The 18,492-nt window shown below is 41.5% G+C and carries 17 protein-coding genes; 14 read left to right on the top strand and 3 right to left on the bottom strand.

The features are described from left to right. Positions 1 to 139 precede the first annotated feature (139 nt). Together LI149_RS02365 and LI149_RS02360 are read left to right on the top strand one after the other, a co-directional pair. A complete protein-coding gene (locus tag LI149_RS02365; RefSeq protein WP_173786255.1) occupies positions 140 to 790 on the top strand; it encodes an HAD family hydrolase in 651 nt (216 codons plus the stop codon). 18 nt (positions 791 to 808) lie between these two features. Continuing rightward, complete coding sequence (locus LI149_RS02360) at positions 809 to 1,072, top strand: hypothetical protein (protein ID WP_005331615.1); 264 nt, start codon at positions 809 to 811, stop codon at positions 1,070 to 1,072. An 83-nt stretch (positions 1,073 to 1,155) separates the two neighbouring features. On the opposite strand, the gene LI149_RS02355 is transcribed toward LI149_RS02360, so the two are convergent. Further along, positions 1,156 to 1,593: a hypothetical protein gene (locus LI149_RS02355; RefSeq protein ID WP_168933165.1), complete on the bottom strand. Its 438-nt coding sequence runs from the start codon at positions 1,591 to 1,593 to the stop codon at positions 1,156 to 1,158. A gap of 135 nt (positions 1,594 to 1,728) precedes the next feature. Here LI149_RS02355 and pth point away from each other — a divergent pair, with 135 nt between their 5' ends. The 3 genes from pth (at position 1,729) to LI149_RS02340 (ending at position 6,796) form a co-directional block, all read left to right on the top strand. Beyond that, positions 1,729 to 2,313, top strand: a complete 585-nt coding sequence (gene pth / locus LI149_RS02350) for an aminoacyl-tRNA hydrolase (protein ID WP_173786239.1) — start codon at positions 1,729 to 1,731, stop codon at positions 2,311 to 2,313. A gap of 2 nt (positions 2,314 to 2,315) precedes the next feature. Further along, positions 2,316 to 5,663: a transcription-repair coupling factor gene (gene mfd, locus LI149_RS02345; RefSeq protein WP_173786240.1), complete on the top strand. Its 3,348-nt coding sequence runs from the start codon at positions 2,316 to 2,318 to the stop codon at positions 5,661 to 5,663. A gap of 71 nt (positions 5,664 to 5,734) precedes the next feature. Next, on the top strand, positions 5,735 to 6,796 hold the full coding sequence (locus LI149_RS02340) for a peptidylprolyl isomerase (protein WP_173786241.1): 1,062 nt from the start codon (positions 5,735 to 5,737) through the stop codon (positions 6,794 to 6,796). A 109-nt stretch (positions 6,797 to 6,905) separates the two neighbouring features. On the opposite strand, the gene LI149_RS02335 is transcribed toward LI149_RS02340, so the two are convergent. Next, complete coding sequence (locus tag LI149_RS02335) at positions 6,906 to 7,352, bottom strand: GatB/YqeY domain-containing protein (protein WP_005331608.1); 447 nt, start codon at positions 7,350 to 7,352, stop codon at positions 6,906 to 6,908. 264 nt (positions 7,353 to 7,616) lie between these two features. Here LI149_RS02335 and LI149_RS02330 point away from each other — a divergent pair, with 264 nt between their 5' ends. The 6 genes from LI149_RS02330 (at position 7,617) to LI149_RS02305 (ending at position 13,033) form a co-directional block, all read left to right on the top strand. Continuing rightward, positions 7,617 to 8,822, top strand: coding sequence for a glucose-1-phosphate adenylyltransferase (locus tag LI149_RS02330; RefSeq protein ID WP_227142926.1), 1,206 nt, complete (start codon positions 7,617 to 7,619; stop codon positions 8,820 to 8,822). Further along, positions 8,819 to 9,964 (top strand): glucose-1-phosphate adenylyltransferase subunit GlgD, encoded by a 1,146-nt coding sequence (glgD, locus tag LI149_RS02325; protein ID WP_022279790.1) that lies wholly within the window; start codon positions 8,819 to 8,821, stop codon positions 9,962 to 9,964. The genes LI149_RS02330 and glgD overlap by 4 nt, the downstream gene beginning before the upstream one ends. Positions 9,965 to 9,975: 11 nt before the next feature. Next, positions 9,976 to 10,857: a radical SAM protein gene (locus LI149_RS02320; RefSeq protein ID WP_173821334.1), complete on the top strand. Its 882-nt coding sequence runs from the start codon at positions 9,976 to 9,978 to the stop codon at positions 10,855 to 10,857. Positions 10,858 to 10,984: 127 nt separating this feature from the next. Continuing rightward, positions 10,985 to 11,680 (top strand): sigma-70 domain-containing protein, encoded by a 696-nt coding sequence (locus LI149_RS02315; RefSeq protein WP_005331604.1) that lies wholly within the window; start codon positions 10,985 to 10,987, stop codon positions 11,678 to 11,680. 366 nt (positions 11,681 to 12,046) lie between these two features. Further along, positions 12,047 to 12,592: a stage V sporulation protein T gene (gene spoVT, locus LI149_RS02310; RefSeq protein ID WP_173786242.1), complete on the top strand. Its 546-nt coding sequence runs from the start codon at positions 12,047 to 12,049 to the stop codon at positions 12,590 to 12,592. A 69-nt stretch (positions 12,593 to 12,661) separates the two neighbouring features. Continuing rightward, positions 12,662 to 13,033, top strand: a complete 372-nt coding sequence (locus tag LI149_RS02305) for a TIGR04086 family membrane protein (protein WP_117660045.1) — start codon at positions 12,662 to 12,664, stop codon at positions 13,031 to 13,033. Between the two features lie 204 nt (positions 13,034 to 13,237). Here the strand turns inward: LI149_RS02305 and gap are convergent, their stop codons facing one another. After that, positions 13,238 to 14,260 carry a type I glyceraldehyde-3-phosphate dehydrogenase gene (gene gap, locus LI149_RS02300; protein ID WP_227078900.1) on the bottom strand — a complete coding sequence of 341 codons (1,023 nt, stop codon included), beginning with the start codon at positions 14,258 to 14,260 and terminating at the stop codon, positions 13,238 to 13,240. Between the two features lie 225 nt (positions 14,261 to 14,485). Between gap and scfA the strand changes: the two genes are divergently transcribed. From scfA to secD, 3 genes are all read left to right on the top strand, one after another. Further along, positions 14,486 to 14,629 carry a six-cysteine ranthipeptide SCIFF gene (gene scfA / locus LI149_RS02295; RefSeq protein ID WP_005331596.1) on the top strand — a complete coding sequence of 48 codons (144 nt, stop codon included), beginning with the start codon at positions 14,486 to 14,488 and terminating at the stop codon, positions 14,627 to 14,629. A gap of 125 nt (positions 14,630 to 14,754) precedes the next feature. After that, positions 14,755 to 16,149 (top strand): thioether cross-link-forming SCIFF peptide maturase, encoded by a 1,395-nt coding sequence (gene scfB / locus LI149_RS02290; RefSeq protein ID WP_005331595.1) that lies wholly within the window; start codon positions 14,755 to 14,757, stop codon positions 16,147 to 16,149. A gap of 53 nt (positions 16,150 to 16,202) precedes the next feature. Beyond that, entirely contained in the window at positions 16,203 to 18,446 is a 2,244-nt protein-coding gene (gene secD, locus LI149_RS02285) for a protein translocase subunit SecD (RefSeq protein WP_117494744.1), read from the top strand. The last annotated feature ends 46 nt before the right edge of the window (positions 18,447 to 18,492 follow it).

Below are 18,492 nucleotides of genomic sequence, written 5' to 3'. Positions count from 1 at the left end.
CAAAAAGTAAAAAACTACTTTTCACACTACTAAAATCCTTAACTTAATGACATTGTTTTTGAAAAAACCCCGTCCCCAATTGGTAATTGACATCTCCGACATCTCATACTATGATATTGGCATGGAGGATTTTTTGGCAATGATTAAGGCATGTATTTTTGATCTTGATGGTACGATTGGTAATACGTTGGATTCCATGGTCTATTCGGTTAACCTGACATTAAAAGAGATGAATCTTTCGGAGATTTCTAAAGAACAGTGTCGGGAGTTCGTAGGGAATGGTGCGAGGGTGTTGATGGAGAAGGCGCTGGATGCATCGGGGAATCCTGGTGCGACCAGAATTGAGGAAGGTATGCAGATCTATGGACGCATATTTGATGAGAATTGTACATATCATGTAACACCTTGCGAAGGCGTCCCGGAAATGCTGTATAAGTTAAAGAAACAGGGAGTGAAATTGGCGGTGCTGTCCAATAAACCTCATTGTCAGGCGGTGAAAGCGGTTCATGCAATTTATGGTGAGAAGTTGTTTGACTGGGTACAGGGACAGAAGGATGAAATTCCAAGAAAACCGAATCCGGCGGGAGTGTTTTATGTGGCGAAAAAGCTCGGTGTAGATTACAAGGAGTGTCTGTATGTAGGAGATTCTGAAGTAGATGTGGTGACTGGAAAGAATGCAGGAGTAAAAACTATCGCAGTGACGTGGGGATTTCGTACGAAAGAAGAGTTAATGATTGCCGGAGCCCAGTATATGATAGACAAGGCAGAGAAATTGCAGGAATATCTATAAAAAGGAGGTTAAGAGGTAATGAATGAGTTTGATGAGGAATGTCTGAACGTATTTCTTGAAAATCAATCACAACTTTTTGAGGAGGCAGTTGCAGAGACGCTGGAAGATGCAGAAGCATTTCTGGAGGACTGCATGGCAGTTGTTGTGGAAAACATTGATGAGGTAAAAGAATTCCTGGAAGAAGAAGGAATGGATATTCAGGGAATGTCTGATGAGGAACTGGAAGAAGCAGCAGAAGTGTTCCCGATTCCGGACGGAAGATATCTGATTGTGGAAGGTTAAAATCCGGTGCAGTAAAATGTCCGGGAAAGAGGTTGAATCAGCACAGATAATAAGAAAACTACATAGAAGAGAAAAAGCCGTAACTATCTGGTGGTTACGGCTTTTTTTAGGGCATCATCAATGGCGTTGATGATGATTTGAGAGGTATATGGATTGTCGGAGGAATAAGAAATGTTTTCTAGCGATTGTGTCTGGCAGATCTGGTCTGCGATTTCTTCCATAGTCGGCTGGATCAACGGATACATGGTGGTGACGGTTTCGTCCAGGTTGGAAAATCGGATAGAGTTGATATGATTTTCGTCGACTGTGACTTCTACTTCCAGCTCTTTATCGCCCAAAGTAAGCTGTGAAGTGTAGATGCCCGGTTGATAGGAAGTGCTCTTTGATGAGGAAGTTTCTTTGTTTTTCGGGTGGAACATAAATGTAAGCAGTGCCACCAGCAAAATGCCGAGACAGATGAACAGGACTGTATAAATAATTTCCTTCATGTGAAGTACAACGATTTTTGTTTTTGAACTCATAATAACCTCCTGTATTTGTTTTCTTAGGTTTTTGTTCTTTATAATGTATGAAAAAGGTTGGAAAATTATACAGCTTTTTTCGTGACAAAAGAATAGATATCCTGTAGAATGGGTAGAGATAAAGAGGTGGAAAATATGATAATTATAGCAGGACTTGGAAATCCGACAAAAGAATACGAAGGTACAAGACATAATGTAGGATTTCAGGTGATAGATAAAATCGCAGAAAAATATAATATTGCAGTGGACGCAAAAAAAGGGCGTGCCTATGTTGGAAAAGGAATCATCGAAGGTCAGAAGGTTCTTCTTGTTAAACCGCAGACTTATATGAATTTAAGTGGTGAGAGCATTCGCGAGTTGGTGGATTATTTTAAGGTAGATTCGAAAGAAGAGCTGCTTGTGATATATGATGATATCAGTCTGAACCCGGGGCAGATCCGGATTCGTAAAAAAGGAAGTGCCGGTGGACATAACGGAATTAAAAATATTATTGCCCAGCTTGGGACAGATACATTTCAAAGAATTAAAGTCGGAGTGGGAGAAAAGCCGAAAGGATATGATCTGGCTGCCTATGTTCTCGGACATTTTCATGGAGAGGATCTGGAACTTATGGAAGAGGGATATGAAAAGGCAATTTCTGCCACAGAAGAGATATTAAAAGGTGAGATTGATGCGGCCATGAATGAGTATAACCGTAAAGTGAAGCCGAAGGAGGAGTAAAAGTGCAGGCGTTACTTAAGCCGCTTTTGGAACTGGCAGAATATGAAGATATCGTAAAAAAGAAAAAAGAAGCTCCGGGAGTTCTGATGCTGACAGGTTGTGTGAATTCCCAGAAGACTCATATGATGTACGCACTTAGCGATGGCTGTTGTTATAAAGTCATCGCCTGTTCCAGTGAGGCAAAAGCGAAACAGATTTATGAAGAGTATCGTTTTTTAGATGCAGCCATTAGTTTTTATCCAGCAAAAGACTTGCTGTTTTACCAGGCAGATATTCGTAGTAAAGAGCTGGTCAGTCAGCGAATGCAGGTGATACAGGCAGTTTTAAAAGGCGAACCGATAACTGTGGTTGCTAGTTTTGATGCATTTATGGATGCACTCCTTCCGAAAGAAATGATAAAGAGCAGGGTGATCAAGATATGCTCCGACGAGACTTTGAATCTGGATGAATTGTCTGTGAAGCTGGCACAGTGTGGGTATGACAGAGAGATAGAGGTGGCAGGACCGGGGCAGTTTGCGGTCCGTGGCGGCATCTTGGATGTATATCCGCTGACGGAGGAGCTCCCGGTTAGGATTGAACTTTGGGGAGATGAGGTGGATTCTATTCGAACCTTTGATCCGGAGACGCAGCGATCTATCGAGAAGCTTGACGAGGTAGAAGTGTTTCCGGCTACAGAATTTCCAGAGGAAGAAGAAAAAAGAGTTTCTTTTCTGGATTATTTTGAAAAAGAAAATACAATTCTTTTCTTAGATGAGCCTGTGCGTTTGAAGGAAAAAGGCGAAGGAGTGGAAGAAGAATTTCTGGAAGCCCAGAAACGACGTGCCCAGAGCGGATACGAAGTAGCCGACAGCGAAGCGGTGCTTTTTACAACGCAGGAGATTATGAGGAAAATGAATGAATATTCCAGCGTGGGATTTCAGGCGTTGGATATGCGTTGCCCTGGGTTGAATATCCGGGCAAGTTATAATCTTCAAACGAAAAATGTGGATCCATACAATAGAAGTTTTGAACTTCTAACGCAGGATCTGAAAAAAATGAAACGAAATCAGAGCCGTGTCATTCTGCTTTCCGGTTCCAGAACAAGAGCAAGGCGCCTGGCAGAAGATCTTCGAGATTACAATCTGAGTAGCTTTTACAGTGAAGATATGGAGCGTGAAGTAGAACCGGGAGAAATTATGACTGCTTATGGTTATATTGCAGAAGGCTATGAGTATCCACTTTTGAATTTTGTTGTAATTTCAGAAACGGATATTTTCGGAAAGAATAAAAGGAAGAAAAAACGCCGTACCACTTATGAAGGGCGTAAGATCCAAAGCTTCTCAGAATTAAAACCTGGAGATTATGTGGTACATGAGAATCATGGACTGGGAATTTATCAAGGAATTGAAAAAATCGAAGTGGATAAGATTTCCAAAGACTATATGAAGATTTCCTATGCTAAGGGTGGAAATCTTTATATTCCGGCAACACAGTTGGATCTGATCCAGAAATATGCCGGTTCTGATTCAAAAAAACCAAAACTTAACCGTCTTGGAACTCAGGAGTGGACAAAGACGAAGGCAAAGGTTCGGGGGGCAGTTAAAGAAATTGCAAAAGATCTGGTAGAACTTTATGCAGCAAGACAGAATCAGGATGGGTTTGTTTACGGGGAGGATACAGTCTGGCAGAAAGAATTTGAGGAAATGTTCCCGTATGAGGAGACAGAAGATCAGCTTCTGGCGATCAATGCTGTGAAGAAGGATATGGAAAGTCACAAGATCATGGATCGTCTGATCTGTGGTGATGTAGGCTATGGAAAGACGGAAATTGCAATCCGTGCGGCATTTAAGGCAGTACAGGAAAATAAGCAGGTGGTCTATCTGGTACCGACCACTATTTTGGCACAGCAACATTACAATACATTTTGTCAGAGAATGAAGGATTTCCCGGTCCGGGTAGATCTGATGTGCCGATTCAGGACTCCGGCTCAGCAAAGAGATACGATTCAGAACTTGAAACGCGGGCTGGTGGACATTGTAGTTGGAACCCACCGTGTGCTCAGTGATGATATTGAGTATAAGGATCTGGGATTGCTGATCATCGACGAGGAGCAGCGTTTTGGAGTCCAGCACAAGGAGAAAATCAAAAAGTTAAAGAAAAATGTAGACGTTCTGACGTTGACGGCAACGCCGATTCCAAGAACTCTTCATATGAGCCTTATCGGAATCCGTGATATGAGCGTGCTGGAGGAGGCACCGCAGGACCGGCTGCCAATCCAGACGTATGTGATGGAATATAATGATGAGATGGTCAGGGAGGCAATCGAACGAGAATGTGCGAGAAACGGACAGGTCTACTATGTGTACAATCGAGTGGAAGACATTGCAGAGGTAACAGCGCATATTCAGAAACTTGTCCCGGAGTTAAATGTATCCTTTGCCCACGGACAGATGAAGGAGCATGAGCTTGAAAAGATCATGTATGATTTTATTAATGGAGATATTGATGTGCTTGTGTCGACAACGATTATTGAAACGGGTCTTGATATATCCAATGTAAATACCATGATCATTCACGACGCAGACCGGCTTGGCCTTTCCCAGCTCTATCAGCTTCGTGGCCGCGTCGGGCGTTCCGGGCGTATGGCCTATGCATTTTTGTTGTACCGGAAGGACAAATTATTGAAAGAGATTGCAGAGAAGCGTCTGGCGGCAATCCGGGAATTTACAGATCTTGGATCGGGATTCAAAATTGCCATGCGTGATCTTGAAATCCGTGGAGCTGGAAATCTTCTTGGTGCCGAACAGCACGGGCATATGGAAGCGGTCGGATACGATATGTACTGCAAAATGTTAAATGAGGCAGTCAAACATTTAAAAGGGGAATTATCAGAAGAGGATACATTTACGACAGCATTGGATGTCAATGTCGATGCGTATATTCCGGATTCTTATATACCAAATGAATATCATAAGCTGGATATTTATAAGAGAATTGCTGCCATCGAGTCTGAGGAAGAGATGGACGATATGATAGAGGAGTTGATTGACCGTTTTGGAGATATTCCTAAAAAAGTGGAGCTCCTTCTGGAAGTAGCAAGGCTTAAGAATCTGGCGCACCAGGCGTATGTGACTGAGGTGACTCAAAAAGGTGTGACCTATACATTCCGTATGTATGAAAAAGCAAAAATCCATGTAGAGCGGATCCCGGATCTTTTAAAACAATTTCCGGAAGCTCTGTCATTTAAGGCGGATGTATCGGATCCCAAATTCATTTACCAGAAAAAGAAGAAAACAAAGCGTGGTGAAGTGGAGAATCCAATTGAGGTTGTGAAAAAAGTGTTAATTGGTATAAAAGGATTGCTTGACTAGAAAAAAGAAGATATAATAAAAAAAGTGGACATTTCTTTGCCCATCAGAATGAAGGAGGATACTAAAACGATATGAAAAAGAGATTATTTGCGCTGGCTCTTGCGGGAGTATTGGCGGCTGCAACACTGACCGGATGCGGATCATTAAAAGGAGACGAGACGGTTGCGACAGTCGATGATACAAAGATTGATGCGGATCTGGCCAATTTCTTCGCAAGATATACACAGGCAACATATGAGACATATTATTCTGCTTATCTGGGAGAAGATAAGTGGAACTCAGATGCTTCTGACGGAGAGACATACGAAGAATCTGTAAAGAGTTCTGTACTGAAATCACTGGAAGATATGATTCTTCTTGAAAAGCATATGGAAGATTATGATGTGTCAATTACAGATGAAGATAAAGCAATGATCAAGGAGACAACGCAGCAGTTTCTGAATGATAATTCTTTAGATGACAAGAATCTTGTATCTGGTAATGAGAAGACTGTAAATCGTGCATTGACACTGATGGCAGTTCAGCAGAAGATGCGAACTGCGATCCAGGCCGGGGCAGATACAGAAGTCTCAGATGAAGAAGCAGCACAGAAGAGCATGGATTATGTGTTCATTTCTTATCAGACAAAAGATGATTCCGGCAACAGCAAAGACGTTTCCGATGATGAAAAAGCGCAGTTAAAGTCTCAGGCAGAGGCGATTGCTTCCGGTCTGAAGGAAGGTGGAGATTTGAACGCGCTTGCAGAAGAGCAAGGGGCAACGGTTCAGACACTGACGTTTGATAAAGATACAACTTCTCCTGATGAAGATTTGATTAAAGCCGCAGATGCACTGGGCGAGGGAGAATCTACAGATGTGATTGAGACAGAAAAAGGCTGTTACGTAGCAAAAGTTACAAGCCTGTTAGATCGTACAGCAACGGATTCTAAGAAATCACAGATTGTACAGGAACGTCAGACAAAGCTTTATGATGATACAGTGAAAAAGTGGAGAAAAAAAGCAGACATTAAAGTGCATAAGGGTGTATGGAAAAAAGTAAGTTTCCAGAAAGTGTCTGTAAAGATGAAGACTGAGACTCAGACACCGTATACAGATCAGGTGCAGACAGATGATCAGGCTCAGACAGATAATTAAATTGCAGTAAGTCTGAAAGACATGAAAAAATTTCCATAGAGAAGAAAAGACCTGCCGGTTGGCAGGTCTTTTCTATCATATAGAAGATGGAATTTCCTATATGGTAAAATTATTTGAAATATGTGGATACAAGATCATTGACAAGCTTACCATCAGCTTTACCTTTTACCTTTGGCATCAGATGTTTCATGATATTTCCTTTGTCCTTTCCGGTTGGGTTCTCGATACCAAGTTCAGATAACACACCTTCGATGATTGCCTTTATCTCGTCTTCGCCCATCATTTTTGGAGCGTAGGCTTCCAGAACAGTCAGGCGGCGGTTGCATTCTTCAATAATATCAGTACGGTCAGCAGGTGTCATCTCCAAAGTCTCTTTTGTCTGCTTGATTTCTTTCATGATAACCTGAATCTCTTCTTCTTCTGTCAGATCTGCACGTTTGTCGATCTGTTTATTCTTAAGAGCTGCCAGAAGCATGGATAAAGTTTCCTTTTTCTCCTTTTCGCCGGCTTTCATAGCTGCGACCATAGCACTTCTAATTTCATCAATTTTACTCATGATACATATCCTCCTCGAAATTACTACTTTTATTATACAAGACTAGATTGAAAATATCCAGTCCTGGATTTTGAAAGAAAGATTCGTACAGAAATAATGCTTCATTCTGATATTAGAATTAACAGAAAACTAACAAAAATTTTGGAAAAACAATAAGTGAGTTTGTAGAAAAAATAACTGAAATATAGTATAATATTTTTTATATCAAGAATAAATAATCTGTCATTTTACAGGTAGATGATAGAATTAGAAAGGGGAACTATAATGGGCAAAGAAATGATAGCAATGTTACTTGCCGGAGGGCAGGGCTCCAGACTGTATGCGCTGACCCAGAAGCTTGCAAAACCGGCAGTTCCATTTGGCGGAAAGTACCGAATCATAGACTTTCCACTTTCAAACTGCGTAAATTCAGGTATTGATACAGTAGGTATTCTGACTCAGTATCAGCCTCTGGAGCTGAATGAGTATATCGGAAATGGGCAACCGTGGGACCTGGACCGAATCTATGGAGGAGTTCATGTATTACCACCATATCAGAAGGCATCTGGCTCAGATTGGTATAAAGGTACAGCAAATGCAATTTACCAGAATATTTCATTTATCGAGCGCTATGATCCGGAATATGTCATTATTTTGTCGGGAGATCAGATCTGCAAGCAGGATTATAGTGATTTTCTTAGATTCCACAAAGAAAAGAACGCAGAATTCAGTGTTGCGGTTATGGAAGTCCCGTGGGAGGAGGCACCAAGATTCGGACTTATGGTCACGGACGATGATGACCGTATCACGGAATTCCAGGAAAAACCGAAGAATCCGAAATCCAATCTTGCCTCTATGGGTATCTACATATTCAACTGGGATATTTTAAAACAATACCTGATTGAAGATGAGGCTGACCCGGAATCTGAAAATGATTTTGGAAATAATATTATACCGAATCTGCTGCGTGATGAGAGAAAAATGTACGCGTATCACTTTAACGGATACTGGAAAGATGTGGGAACGATTCCATCTTTGTGGGAAGCGAATATGGAAGTACTGGATCCGGAACACAGTGGAATTAACCTGTTTGATGAAGACTGGAAGATCTACAGCAGGAACAGTGGTATGCCGGGACATAAGATCTGCGCTGGAGCCAATATAGAGAACTCGATGATCACAGATGGATGTAAGATCGCAGGCAGCGTGAAACATTCCATCCTATTTGCCGGAGTGAAAGTAGAAGCCGGAGCAGTTGTAGAAGATGCAGTCGTTATGGGCAGAACAACGATTAAAGCCGGAGCCAGTGTAAAGCATTGTATTGTTGCGGAGAATGTAGTGATCGGTGAAAATGCTGTGGTAGGAGCTATGCCGACAGAAGAAGAGCAAGGAGTTGCAACCATCGGACCGGATGTCTGCGTCGGAACAGGTGCCAAGATTGGATCGAATGCCATGATCAGTGAAGATGTAAAGGACGGTGAAGAAAAATGATAAATGCAAATGCGGACGCAATGGGAATTATTTTCCCGAATAATTATGATAAGTTTGTTCCGGAACTGGTCAGCGAAAGACTAATGGCTTCCATTCCATTTGCAAGCCGTTATCGAATGATCGATTTTTTGTTATCCAGTATGGTTGGCTGCGGAATTGATAAAATAGAAGTGCTTGTTCGTGAGAATTATCATTCGCTTGTAGACCATTTAGGTGGTGGCCGAGAGTGGGATCTCAGCCGTAAGAACGGAGGACTTAGTATCTTTCCTCCATTTGCCCAGAAGTCTATCGGCAGTATGGGAGGAGGAAGAGTGGAAGCGCTTGCCAATATTCTTCCGGTACTCAAAAAGCAAAAAGAAAAATATGTGATTATGGCAGATACGAATATTGCTGCAAATTTTGATTTCAATGCGCTGATCGCGCAGCATGTAAAAACGGATGCAGATATTACGTTCGCTTATACAAAAGAGGAATTGCCACAGGAACTGACTGGTGCAAAAGATGCAAGTAAAGGGCTTTATTATACGTTGAAGCTGGATGGAGATAAAGTAGAAGACATCTACATCAATAAGCAGGAGCAGGGTGTGCAGAATTTCTCTATGAATATATACATTGCGAACAGAGAGTGGCTGATCGATACCATTAATGCAGCGTTTATGCGTGGAGCTATTTCACTGGAGAGGGATATCCTGATCCCACATCTGGATACATATAAAGTCATGGCTTATGAGCATAAAGGATATGTGGCGAGAATCACCGGACTTAAGAGCTATTTTGATGAGAACATGAAACTTCTGGATGATAAGAATCTTGAGGAGCTTTTTACAGGTAATCCCATCTATACAAAGATTCGTGACGATAATCCGACCAGATACATCGGCAATGCAAAAGCAAGTAATGTTATGGTAGCAGACGGTTGTGTGATCGAAGGTGAAGTGGAGAACAGTATTTTATTCCGTGGTGTGAAGATTGCAAAAGGTGCGAAAGTGAAGAATTGTGTTTTAATGCAGGATACGATCGTTGGAGAAGGTACAAAGCTGGAATATATCATTTCGGATAAGAATGTAAAAATCACCGATGGAAAAGAATTAAAGGGTGATGAAGCGTTTCCTGTATTTGTTGCGAAAGGACAGGTTGTCTAGTGAACGGGTGCATGTTATGCCCGAGACAGTGCCAGATTAAGCGAGAAGAAGGAAAGCGTGGCTTTTGTGGGGAGTCGGATTTGGTCCGGCTTTCCAGAGCCGCGCTTCATATGTGGGAAGAACCGTGTATCTCCGGGACAAATGGATCCGGAGCTGTTTTTTTCTCTGGCTGTACGCTTCGATGTGTATATTGCCAGAATTATCACATTGCCAACAGTGAGGTTGGAAAAACAGTAAGTGTTGAACGGTTATCGGAGATATTTCTGGAGCTTCAGGAACAGGGGGCGAACAATATTAACCTTGTGACACCAACGCACTTTGTACCACAGATTATCGCGGCACTGGATCAGGCAAGAAAAAAAGGGTTTAATCTTCCAATTGTTTATAATACAAGCGGCTATGAAAAGGTGGAGACTTTACGCAGGCTAAATGGATATGTTGATGTATATCTTCCGGATTTTAAATATCTGGATCCGGAGCATGCAAAGAAATATTCCGGGGCAGAAGATTATCCTGAGGTGGCAAAGGCTGCTCTGGAAGAAATGGTCCGGCAGACTGGGAATCCTGTATTTAATGATGCGGGGATTATGACAAAAGGTGTAATTGTGAGACATTTGTTATTGCCTGGGTGTCTGAGAGATGCGAGAAGAATTGTGAAATACCTCTATGAAACATATGGTGACCAGATTTATATGAGTCTCATGAACCAGTACACTCCACTCGATACGTTGAATCGGGAAAAATATCCGGAGCTTGCCAAGAAAGTGACGAAAAAAGCATATGATGTTCTGGTGGATTATGCCATAGATCTTGGCGTGGAGCAGGCATTTATTCAGGAAGGCGAAACGGCAAAAGAAAGCTTTATTCCTGATTTTTCCTACGAAGGAGTGTAATGAAGAACAGATGCCAGAAGATATGAAGAGCTATCGGCATTTCATTATTGACATTTGAAGAGAGTTCTTGAATAACAGGAACGTGAATGATAAAAAGGTAAAGAAAATTTAACGAAGGAGTAAAGATATGGCAGACAGAGCCCAGTTTCAGAAAAAATTAGGAGAGCTTCTTGCAGTTGCAGCAAGCCAGAATAATAAAATGACCAGTCAGGAAGTGCAAGCTTTCTTCCAGGATGACAATCTTACAGATGAGCAGATGAATCTGGTTCATGAATTCCTGATGTCTCAGAAAGTGGAAGTAATCGGATATACAGGAACTATAGAAAATACAGAAAAAACAGAACAAGAAGAAAAAGATACATTAAGCCAGCAGGAAAAAGACTATGTGGCAGAATATCTGATCGATATTGAAAAAATGGCGAAGCAGACGGAGGAAGAGGTAACACTTGCATATTATCTTCCCAAAGTTGTGGAAGAAGCAGTAAAGCTGCATATGCCGGGAATCTTTATCGGTGATGTAATCCAGGAAGGCAATGTCAGCTTGATGCTGTACTTAGGTGAGAATAAGAAAGCAACAGAAGCAGAAGTGCTGGAGCAGGTGCGCGCTGGAATCCGGGTGATGCTGGAATCCCACACCGAAGAAAAACGCCGCGATAAGAAGATGGTCGAGCGGGTGAATGATCTGGACGAGACAATCAAAAGCATGAAGGAAGAATACGGAAGAAAAGTATCGGTCGATGAAGTGGCGGAGCGTATGGGTATTACGGAAGACACCGTGGAAGATATCCTGAAGCTTGCAGGCGAAGAAGTGAAGGATGAGTAAAGTGTAAAACGGAAACATTTGGAACGCATGCGTTCCAAAATTAAATCGGAAGTATTTTCAGAGATTTAGAGGTAATTATTTTGAAAAGAGAGGCTGCCAGGAAAGGCAACCTTTTCTTTTTCAGAGAACGTTTTGTGATATTATTCTGAAATTAACCAATCAATCAAATTGATGGATTTTATGCCATTATATGAAGAGTCCATTCCGGGATTTAAAGAAAGAATAATTTTTCCAATATGGAATACGCAAAAAATTCTGCTTCCTTTATTAGAATAATTTTTATGCATTTTCACATAATAGCATTAAAAGTAAAATTTAGCATGAGAAGAAAGAACAGCCATGCGGAATCAATCATGGAGGAATCATATGAAGGCAACAGGAATTGTACGTCGGATTGATGACCTGGGACGTGTGGTCATTCCGAAAGAAATACGAAGAACACTTAGAATCAGAGAAGGTGATCCACTGGAGATATTTACCGACCGGGAAGGCGAGATTATATTGAAAAAATATTCACCGATCGGAGAGCTTGCTGCATTTGCAGGTATGTATGCAGACAGCCTAGCAAAAGAGGCAGGGTGCCTTGTGTGTATCTGTGATATGGATCAGGTCGTGGCAGCTTCCGGAAATGGGAGAAAAGAGGTGCAGGAAAAGTACATCAGCAAAGTTCTTCAAGGGGAACTGGAAGAGAGAAACAGTATTCTGGCAAAGGTAGATGAGAAGAAATATATCCGGGTGTTCCGGGAACAGGAAAAGGATTATGTATGGGAATCTATTACACCAATCATTTGCGAAGGAGATGTTGTGGGGGGAGTTATTTTACTGTCATCAGATGAAAAAGAAAAGTTTACAAAACTGGAACAAAAGCTGGGGGCATGTGCGGCAGGATTTCTTGGAAAGCAAATGGAGTGATAAAATTTGCAGAAGCAGTCATATTCGCCGGATCTGGCTCATACCTTGTGGTAGACAAGGAGGAAAGAGATGGAGAATATGCAAAAAAATATAAAGGTCATATGGTGGATCAAGTCACTTCTGGCTTCTTATATTGTCACCGGTATATCACTTTTGGTTTTGACATTTTTTATGTATAAATTTGAATTAAATGAAAAAATTGTATCGGCGGCAATTGTTGGAATCTATGTAGTGTCAACACTGATCGGAGGAATGATCATAGGGAAACTGACAAAATCAAAACGGTACTTGTGGGGGATGGTTCTTGGAATCATATATTTTGTATTGCTTTTGCTCATTACACTTGGAGTTTACAGAACTCTGAATGGAGACAGTGTAAGTATTGTCACATCACTGATACTATGTGCAGGCGGCGGTATGACCGGTGGTATGATATCATGAAAGACTAGAAAATAAGAGCTGCGTATATCTCTTGTAAAAAGGAAACAGATATAGGCAGCTTTTATTTTACGTACGGTTCATAATCGTAATGACGAATGTATATGTCCCTTACAGAAAGTAGAATAGTTACAGTTCGAATCAGAAAGTTTTTGCCACATGTAAAAATGTAAAGATACCAGAATGGAAAGTGTTTCCACCGGCATCTTATGAATTATGGTCTACCTGATCCATGTACTTGATGAGGCGGAAAATCTGGCTTGTATAGCCCCATTCATTATCATAGAAACAGATGACCTTAAAGAAGTGAGAATTTACTTGAATTCCCTGTCTTGCATCAAAGATAGAAGCGTGTGAATCTCCGATGAAATCAGAAGATACAACTTCATCATCTACATAATCAAGAATGCCGGACAAATATGTCATGGAGGCTTCCTTTACTTTTTTGCAGATATCCTCATAAGATGCAGACTCTTTTAGTGCGACGTTCAGATCAACGATTGAGACGTCTGTAGTTGGAACACGATAAGAAATACCACTCATCTTGTCCTTCAGAGAAGGAATGACGAGAGAGATAGCCTTAGCGGCTCCGGTTGTGGATGGAATCAGATTGCCGAATGCAGAACGTCCGGTACGCCAGTCCTTGAGAGAACGGCTGTCCACAACTTTCTGCTTGGCAGTTGCGGCGTGGATCGTAGACATCAGACCATATTCAATTCCATAATTGTCTTCCAGTACTTTACAGATAGGTGCCAGACAGTTGGTCGTGCAGGATGCATTGGACACAACGGACATATCTTTCGAATAACCGGTATGGTTGATTCCCATGATGAATGTAGGTGTTTCTTCATCTTTTGCAGGTGCAGAAATAATGACTTTTTTTGCACCACCTTGCAGGTGAGCACTTGCCTTTTTTGCCGTGCAAAATGCTCCGGTTGCATCGATGATGTATTCGGCACCGCAGGAACCCCAAGGGATGGAAGCAGCATCACTTTCTGTGAAGACAGGAATCTTCTGCCCGTTAATGATAAGTCCGTGTTCATAAGTTCCAAGTTCTCCCTGGAAACGTCCAAATGTAGAGTCGTAGCGGATCATATAGACCATATAATCAAGATCCGCATTTCTTGCGTTAATTCCACATAATTTAAAAGTTTCCGGTCGACTGATGGCGATACGGAGTGCAACGCGTCCAATACGTCCGAATCCGTTAATGCCAATTGAAATTGCCATGTTACAATTACCTCCTATAAGACATATTAATGAAGTGGCAATTTCTGATTCATTTGTAATCTAACGCAAGTGTAACATAGTAAAATTGAAAAAACCACCTTTTTGCAGGTAATTAAAATATTAACGGGAATAATTAAAAATTAACGATTCAGATAAAAATATTGCGAAAAAGAAAGGAAGATGCTATACTTATAAAAGTCAAGAAAGACAAGGAGGAATGTAGTGATGAAACATGTGAAAACATTGAATACACAGACTCTGAACAAGACAGTGAAAAAAGGCGGTTGCGGCGAATGTCAGACATCTTGCCAGTCAGCATGCAAGACTTCCTGTACAGTAGGAAATCAGACCTGTGAGCAGAGCAAATAAGTAAAAGAACATAGGTAAAAAACCAGGAGACAGCGGTCTTAAAAGGGTCGCTGTCTCTGTTCTGTTGCCAAATAACCATTAAAATTTTTAAAGGGATAGAAAAAATAGAAAAGGAGATTATTACTGTGATTCATCAGTATAAGAATAACGGATATAACATTGTTCTGGATGTATACAGTGGAGCCGTACATGTGGTTGATGACCTGTGCTATGATGTGATCGCTGTACTGAATGAACCGGACGAAGAACCAACAGCTGAGATTTTAAAGAGTGATCTTACATGGGAGAATCTGAAAAAGCGGCTTGGAGATACATATAGCGAGGAAGATTTAAGAGATGCTCTTGATGATGTCATTGAACTGACAGAGGACGGAAAATTATTTACAAAGGATGAGTTTGAATATCTTGTTCCAATCGTGAAGAAGAGAAAGACAGTTGTAAAGGCTCTTTGCCTTCACATTGCACATGACTGTAATCTGGCCTGCAGGTACTGCTTTGCAGAAGAAGGCGAGTATCATGGAAGACGTGCTCTTATGAGTTATGAAGTCGGAAAGAAGGCATTAGATTTCCTGATCGCAAATTCCGGAAGCAGAAGAAATCTGGAAGTAGATTTCTTTGGAGGAGAGCCACTTATGAACTGGCAGGTTGTCAAAGATCTGGTAGCATACGGAAGAGAACAGGAAAAGCTTCATGACAAGAATTTCCGATTTACAGTTACGACGAACGGCGTTCTTCTGAATGATGAGATTCAGGAGTTTGTCAATAAAGAGATGGACAATGTTGTGCTAAGCCTGGATGGACGAAAAGAAATCAATGATAAGATGCGTCCGTTCCGCAACGGAAAAGGAAGCTACGATCTGATCGTGCCGAAATTCCAGAAGCTGGCTGAAAGCCGTAATCAGGAGAAGTATTATATCCGTGGGACATTTACAAGAAATAATCTGGATTTCTCCAATGATATCCTGCATTTTGCAGATCTTGGATTCAAGCAGATGTCCATTGAGCCGGTCGTAGGTGACGAATCCGATCCATATGCGATCCGCGAAGAGGATATTCCACAGATCAAAGAAGAGTATGATAAACTTGCCAAGATTATGATCGAACGAGAGAAAGAAGGCAAAGGATTTAATTTCTTCCACTTTATGATCGATCTGGAAGGCGGCCCATGTGTGATGAAACGTATGTCCGGCTGTGGTTCCGGAACAGAATATCTGTCTGTCACACCATGGGGAGATCTGTATCCATGTCATCAGTTTGTCGGGCAGGAAGAATTCCTGATGGGAAATGTAGACGATGGAATTGTAAAGCCGGAGATTGCAGATGATTTCAGAAGCTGCAGTGTATATTCAAAAGAAAAATGTAAAAATTGTTTCGCTAAATTCTACTGTAGCGGTGGATGTATGGCAAACTCTTATAATTTCCATGGAACGATCCATGATTGTTATGATGTTGGCTGTGAGATGCAGCGTAAACGTGTGGAATGTGCCATTATGATCAAAGCAGCACTGGCAGATGCATAATGTGTAACATAGAATCCTTCGAAGGAATGGAAGAAAGAGAAAGGAAGTAAATCATGAAAAAAAGCAGAGGCATACTTAGTCTTATTGTGGCAGCAGCCTTGATCGTACTGCTTGGTTTTACGACAATTGTTGGATTCGGAAAAGGCCATACAGGTTCTATGAAGAATATCAAACTGGGTCTGGACCTTGCCGGTGGTGTAAGTATCACATATCAGGTCAAAGATGACAATCCGTCGGATGAAGAGATGAGTGATACAATCTATAAGCTGCAAAAGCGTGTAGAACAGTATAGTACAGAGGCAAGTGTATATCAGGAGGGAAGCGACCGTATTAATATCGAGATTCCTGGTGTTACAGATGCCAATGAGATTTTAGACGAACTGGGACAGCCGGGTTCCCTGTATTTTATTGCGCAGACAGGCAGTGACGGCTCAGCAAACTACAGTCAGGTGAACAGTACGGGAGATGCGTCCAAAGATTATCAGCTTAACAAGACAATTGAAGAATTGCAGGCAGACGGTTCTATTGTACTGAGTGGCAATGATGTAAAAAGTGCCCAGGCTCAGACAACAGAAGACCAGCTGACAAAGAATAAACAGAATGTTGTATCTCTTACATTTACAAAAGATGGAACAACAAAGTTCGCAGATGCAACAACAAAAGCACTGGCAGCAAGCCAGAGCATTGGTATCTATTATGACGGAGCATTTGTAAGTGTTCCGAATGTACAGGCAGCCATTACAAATGGACAGGCTCAGATCAGTGGTAACATGACCTATGAAGAAGCAGATGCGCTTGCTTCTACAATCCGTATCGGTGGTCTGAAACTGGAACTGGAAGAGTTGCGTTCTAATGTTGTAGGAGCCCAGCTTGGTGAGCAGGCAGTTGCGACCAGTTTAAAAGCCGGAGCAATCGGACTTGCAATTGTATTTGTATTCATGTGTTGTGTATACTTGCTTCCGGGACTTGCATCCGGACTTGCACTTTTAATCTATACAGGACTTGTACTTGTAATCCTGAATGCATTTGAAGTAACATTGACACTTCCGGGTATTGCCGGTATCATTCTTGGCATTGGTATGGCAGTAGATGCCAACGTTATCATCTTCGCTCGTGTACGTGAAGAGATGGTACGCGGAAGAAGTGTAAAGAATTCTCTGAAGATTGGTTTCCAGAAAGCTTTATCAGCAATCTTAGATGGTAATATTACGACTCTGATTGCAGCAGCTGTATTGTGGTTCAAAGGTTCCGGTACAGTAAAAGGATTCGCGCAGACACTTGCAATTGGTATCATCGCATCTATGTTTACAGCACTTGTTATTACAAGATTGATCGTAAATGCATTTTATGCAGTTGGACTTAGAAGTGAAAAATTATATTATCGTCCAAAGAAAGAGCGTGAGCCAATCGATTTCCTTTCAAAGAAAAAAGTGTTCTTTACAATTTCTCTTGTATTAATTGCAGCAGGAGTGATCACAATCGGTGTCAATGCAGGAAGAGGAAAAGGAGCATTTGCATACAGCCTTGAATTCCAGGGCGGTACATCTACAAATGTAACATTTGATAAAGATTACTCTATTGATGAGATTGATAAGGAAATTGTTCCGGTTGTAGAAAAGGTAACTGGAGATAACAATGTTCAGACTCAGAAAGTAGCCGGAACCAATCAGGTTATTATCAAGACAGTTACACTGGATCTTGACAAGCGTGAAGCACTGAATAAGGCTATGGTTGATAACTTCGGTGTGGACGAATCAAAGATCACGGCAGAAAATATCAGTTCTACAGTAAGTAATGAGATGCGAAGAGATGCAGTTATCGCGGTTGTTATTGCGACAATCTGTATGCTTCTGTATATCTGGTTCCGATTCAAAGATATCCGTTTCGCTACCAGTGCGGTACTTGCTCTTTTACATGACGTCCTTGTTGTAGTAGGATTCTATGCAATTGCAAGAATCTCTGTTGGTAATACATTTATCGCGTGTATGCTGACAATCGTTGGATATTCCATCAACGCGACCATTGTTATCTTTGACCGTATCCGAGAGGAAATGCGTGGTAAGACAAAGAGCAGTGATGTTGCAGCAGTTGTAAACAAGAGTATCACACAGACGCTGACAAGAAGTATCTATACATCTCTTACAACATTTATCATGGTAGCAGTACTTTACGTCATGGGTGTAAGTTCTATCAAGGAGTTTGCACTTCCATTGATGGTCGGAGTTGTATGCGGAGCTTACTCATCTGTATGTATCACAGGAGCGCTGTGGTATGTAATGAAACGCTTCAAGAAGTAATTTTAAATACTATAGAACAGCCAAAGTCATATTTTATGGCGAGGCT

The organism is Dorea sp. 210702-DFI.3.17, from assembly GCF_020560825.1.
Lineage (GTDB): Bacteria > Bacillota > Clostridia > Lachnospirales > Lachnospiraceae > Dorea > Dorea formicigenerans.
This window is presented reverse-complemented; position numbering and strand designations above follow the sequence as displayed.

What these genes read in the sequence shown, in the direction of transcription:
- LI149_RS02365 (WP_173786255.1), top strand. Translation starts at nt 140, where the DNA reads ATGATTAAGGCATGTATTTTTGATCTTGATGGTACGATTGGTAATACG.
- LI149_RS02360 (WP_005331615.1), top strand. Translation starts at nt 809, where the DNA reads ATGAATGAGTTTGATGAGGAATGTCTGAACGTATTTCTTGAAAATCAA.
- LI149_RS02355 (WP_168933165.1), bottom strand. Translation starts at nt 1,593, where the DNA reads ATGAGTTCAAAAACAAAAATCGTTGTACTTCACATGAAGGAAATTATT.
- pth (WP_173786239.1), top strand. Translation starts at nt 1,729, where the DNA reads ATGATAATTATAGCAGGACTTGGAAATCCGACAAAAGAATACGAAGGT.
- LI149_RS02340 (WP_173786241.1), top strand. Translation starts at nt 5,735, where the DNA reads ATGAAAAAGAGATTATTTGCGCTGGCTCTTGCGGGAGTATTGGCGGCT.
- LI149_RS02335 (WP_005331608.1), bottom strand. Translation starts at nt 7,352, where the DNA reads ATGAGTAAAATTGATGAAATTAGAAGTGCTATGGTCGCAGCTATGAAA.
- LI149_RS02330 (WP_227142926.1), top strand. Translation starts at nt 7,617, where the DNA reads ATGGGCAAAGAAATGATAGCAATGTTACTTGCCGGAGGGCAGGGCTCC.
- glgD (WP_022279790.1), top strand. Translation starts at nt 8,819, where the DNA reads ATGATAAATGCAAATGCGGACGCAATGGGAATTATTTTCCCGAATAAT.
- LI149_RS02320 (WP_173821334.1), top strand. Translation starts at nt 9,976, where the DNA reads ATGTTATGCCCGAGACAGTGCCAGATTAAGCGAGAAGAAGGAAAGCGT.
- LI149_RS02315 (WP_005331604.1), top strand. Translation starts at nt 10,985, where the DNA reads ATGGCAGACAGAGCCCAGTTTCAGAAAAAATTAGGAGAGCTTCTTGCA.
- spoVT (WP_173786242.1), top strand. Translation starts at nt 12,047, where the DNA reads ATGAAGGCAACAGGAATTGTACGTCGGATTGATGACCTGGGACGTGTG.
- LI149_RS02305 (WP_117660045.1), top strand. Translation starts at nt 12,662, where the DNA reads ATGGAGAATATGCAAAAAAATATAAAGGTCATATGGTGGATCAAGTCA.
- gap (WP_227078900.1), bottom strand. Translation starts at nt 14,260, where the DNA reads ATGGCAATTTCAATTGGCATTAACGGATTCGGACGTATTGGACGCGTT.
- scfA (WP_005331596.1), top strand. Translation starts at nt 14,486, where the DNA reads ATGAAACATGTGAAAACATTGAATACACAGACTCTGAACAAGACAGTG.
- secD (WP_117494744.1), top strand. Translation starts at nt 16,203, where the DNA reads ATGAAAAAAAGCAGAGGCATACTTAGTCTTATTGTGGCAGCAGCCTTG.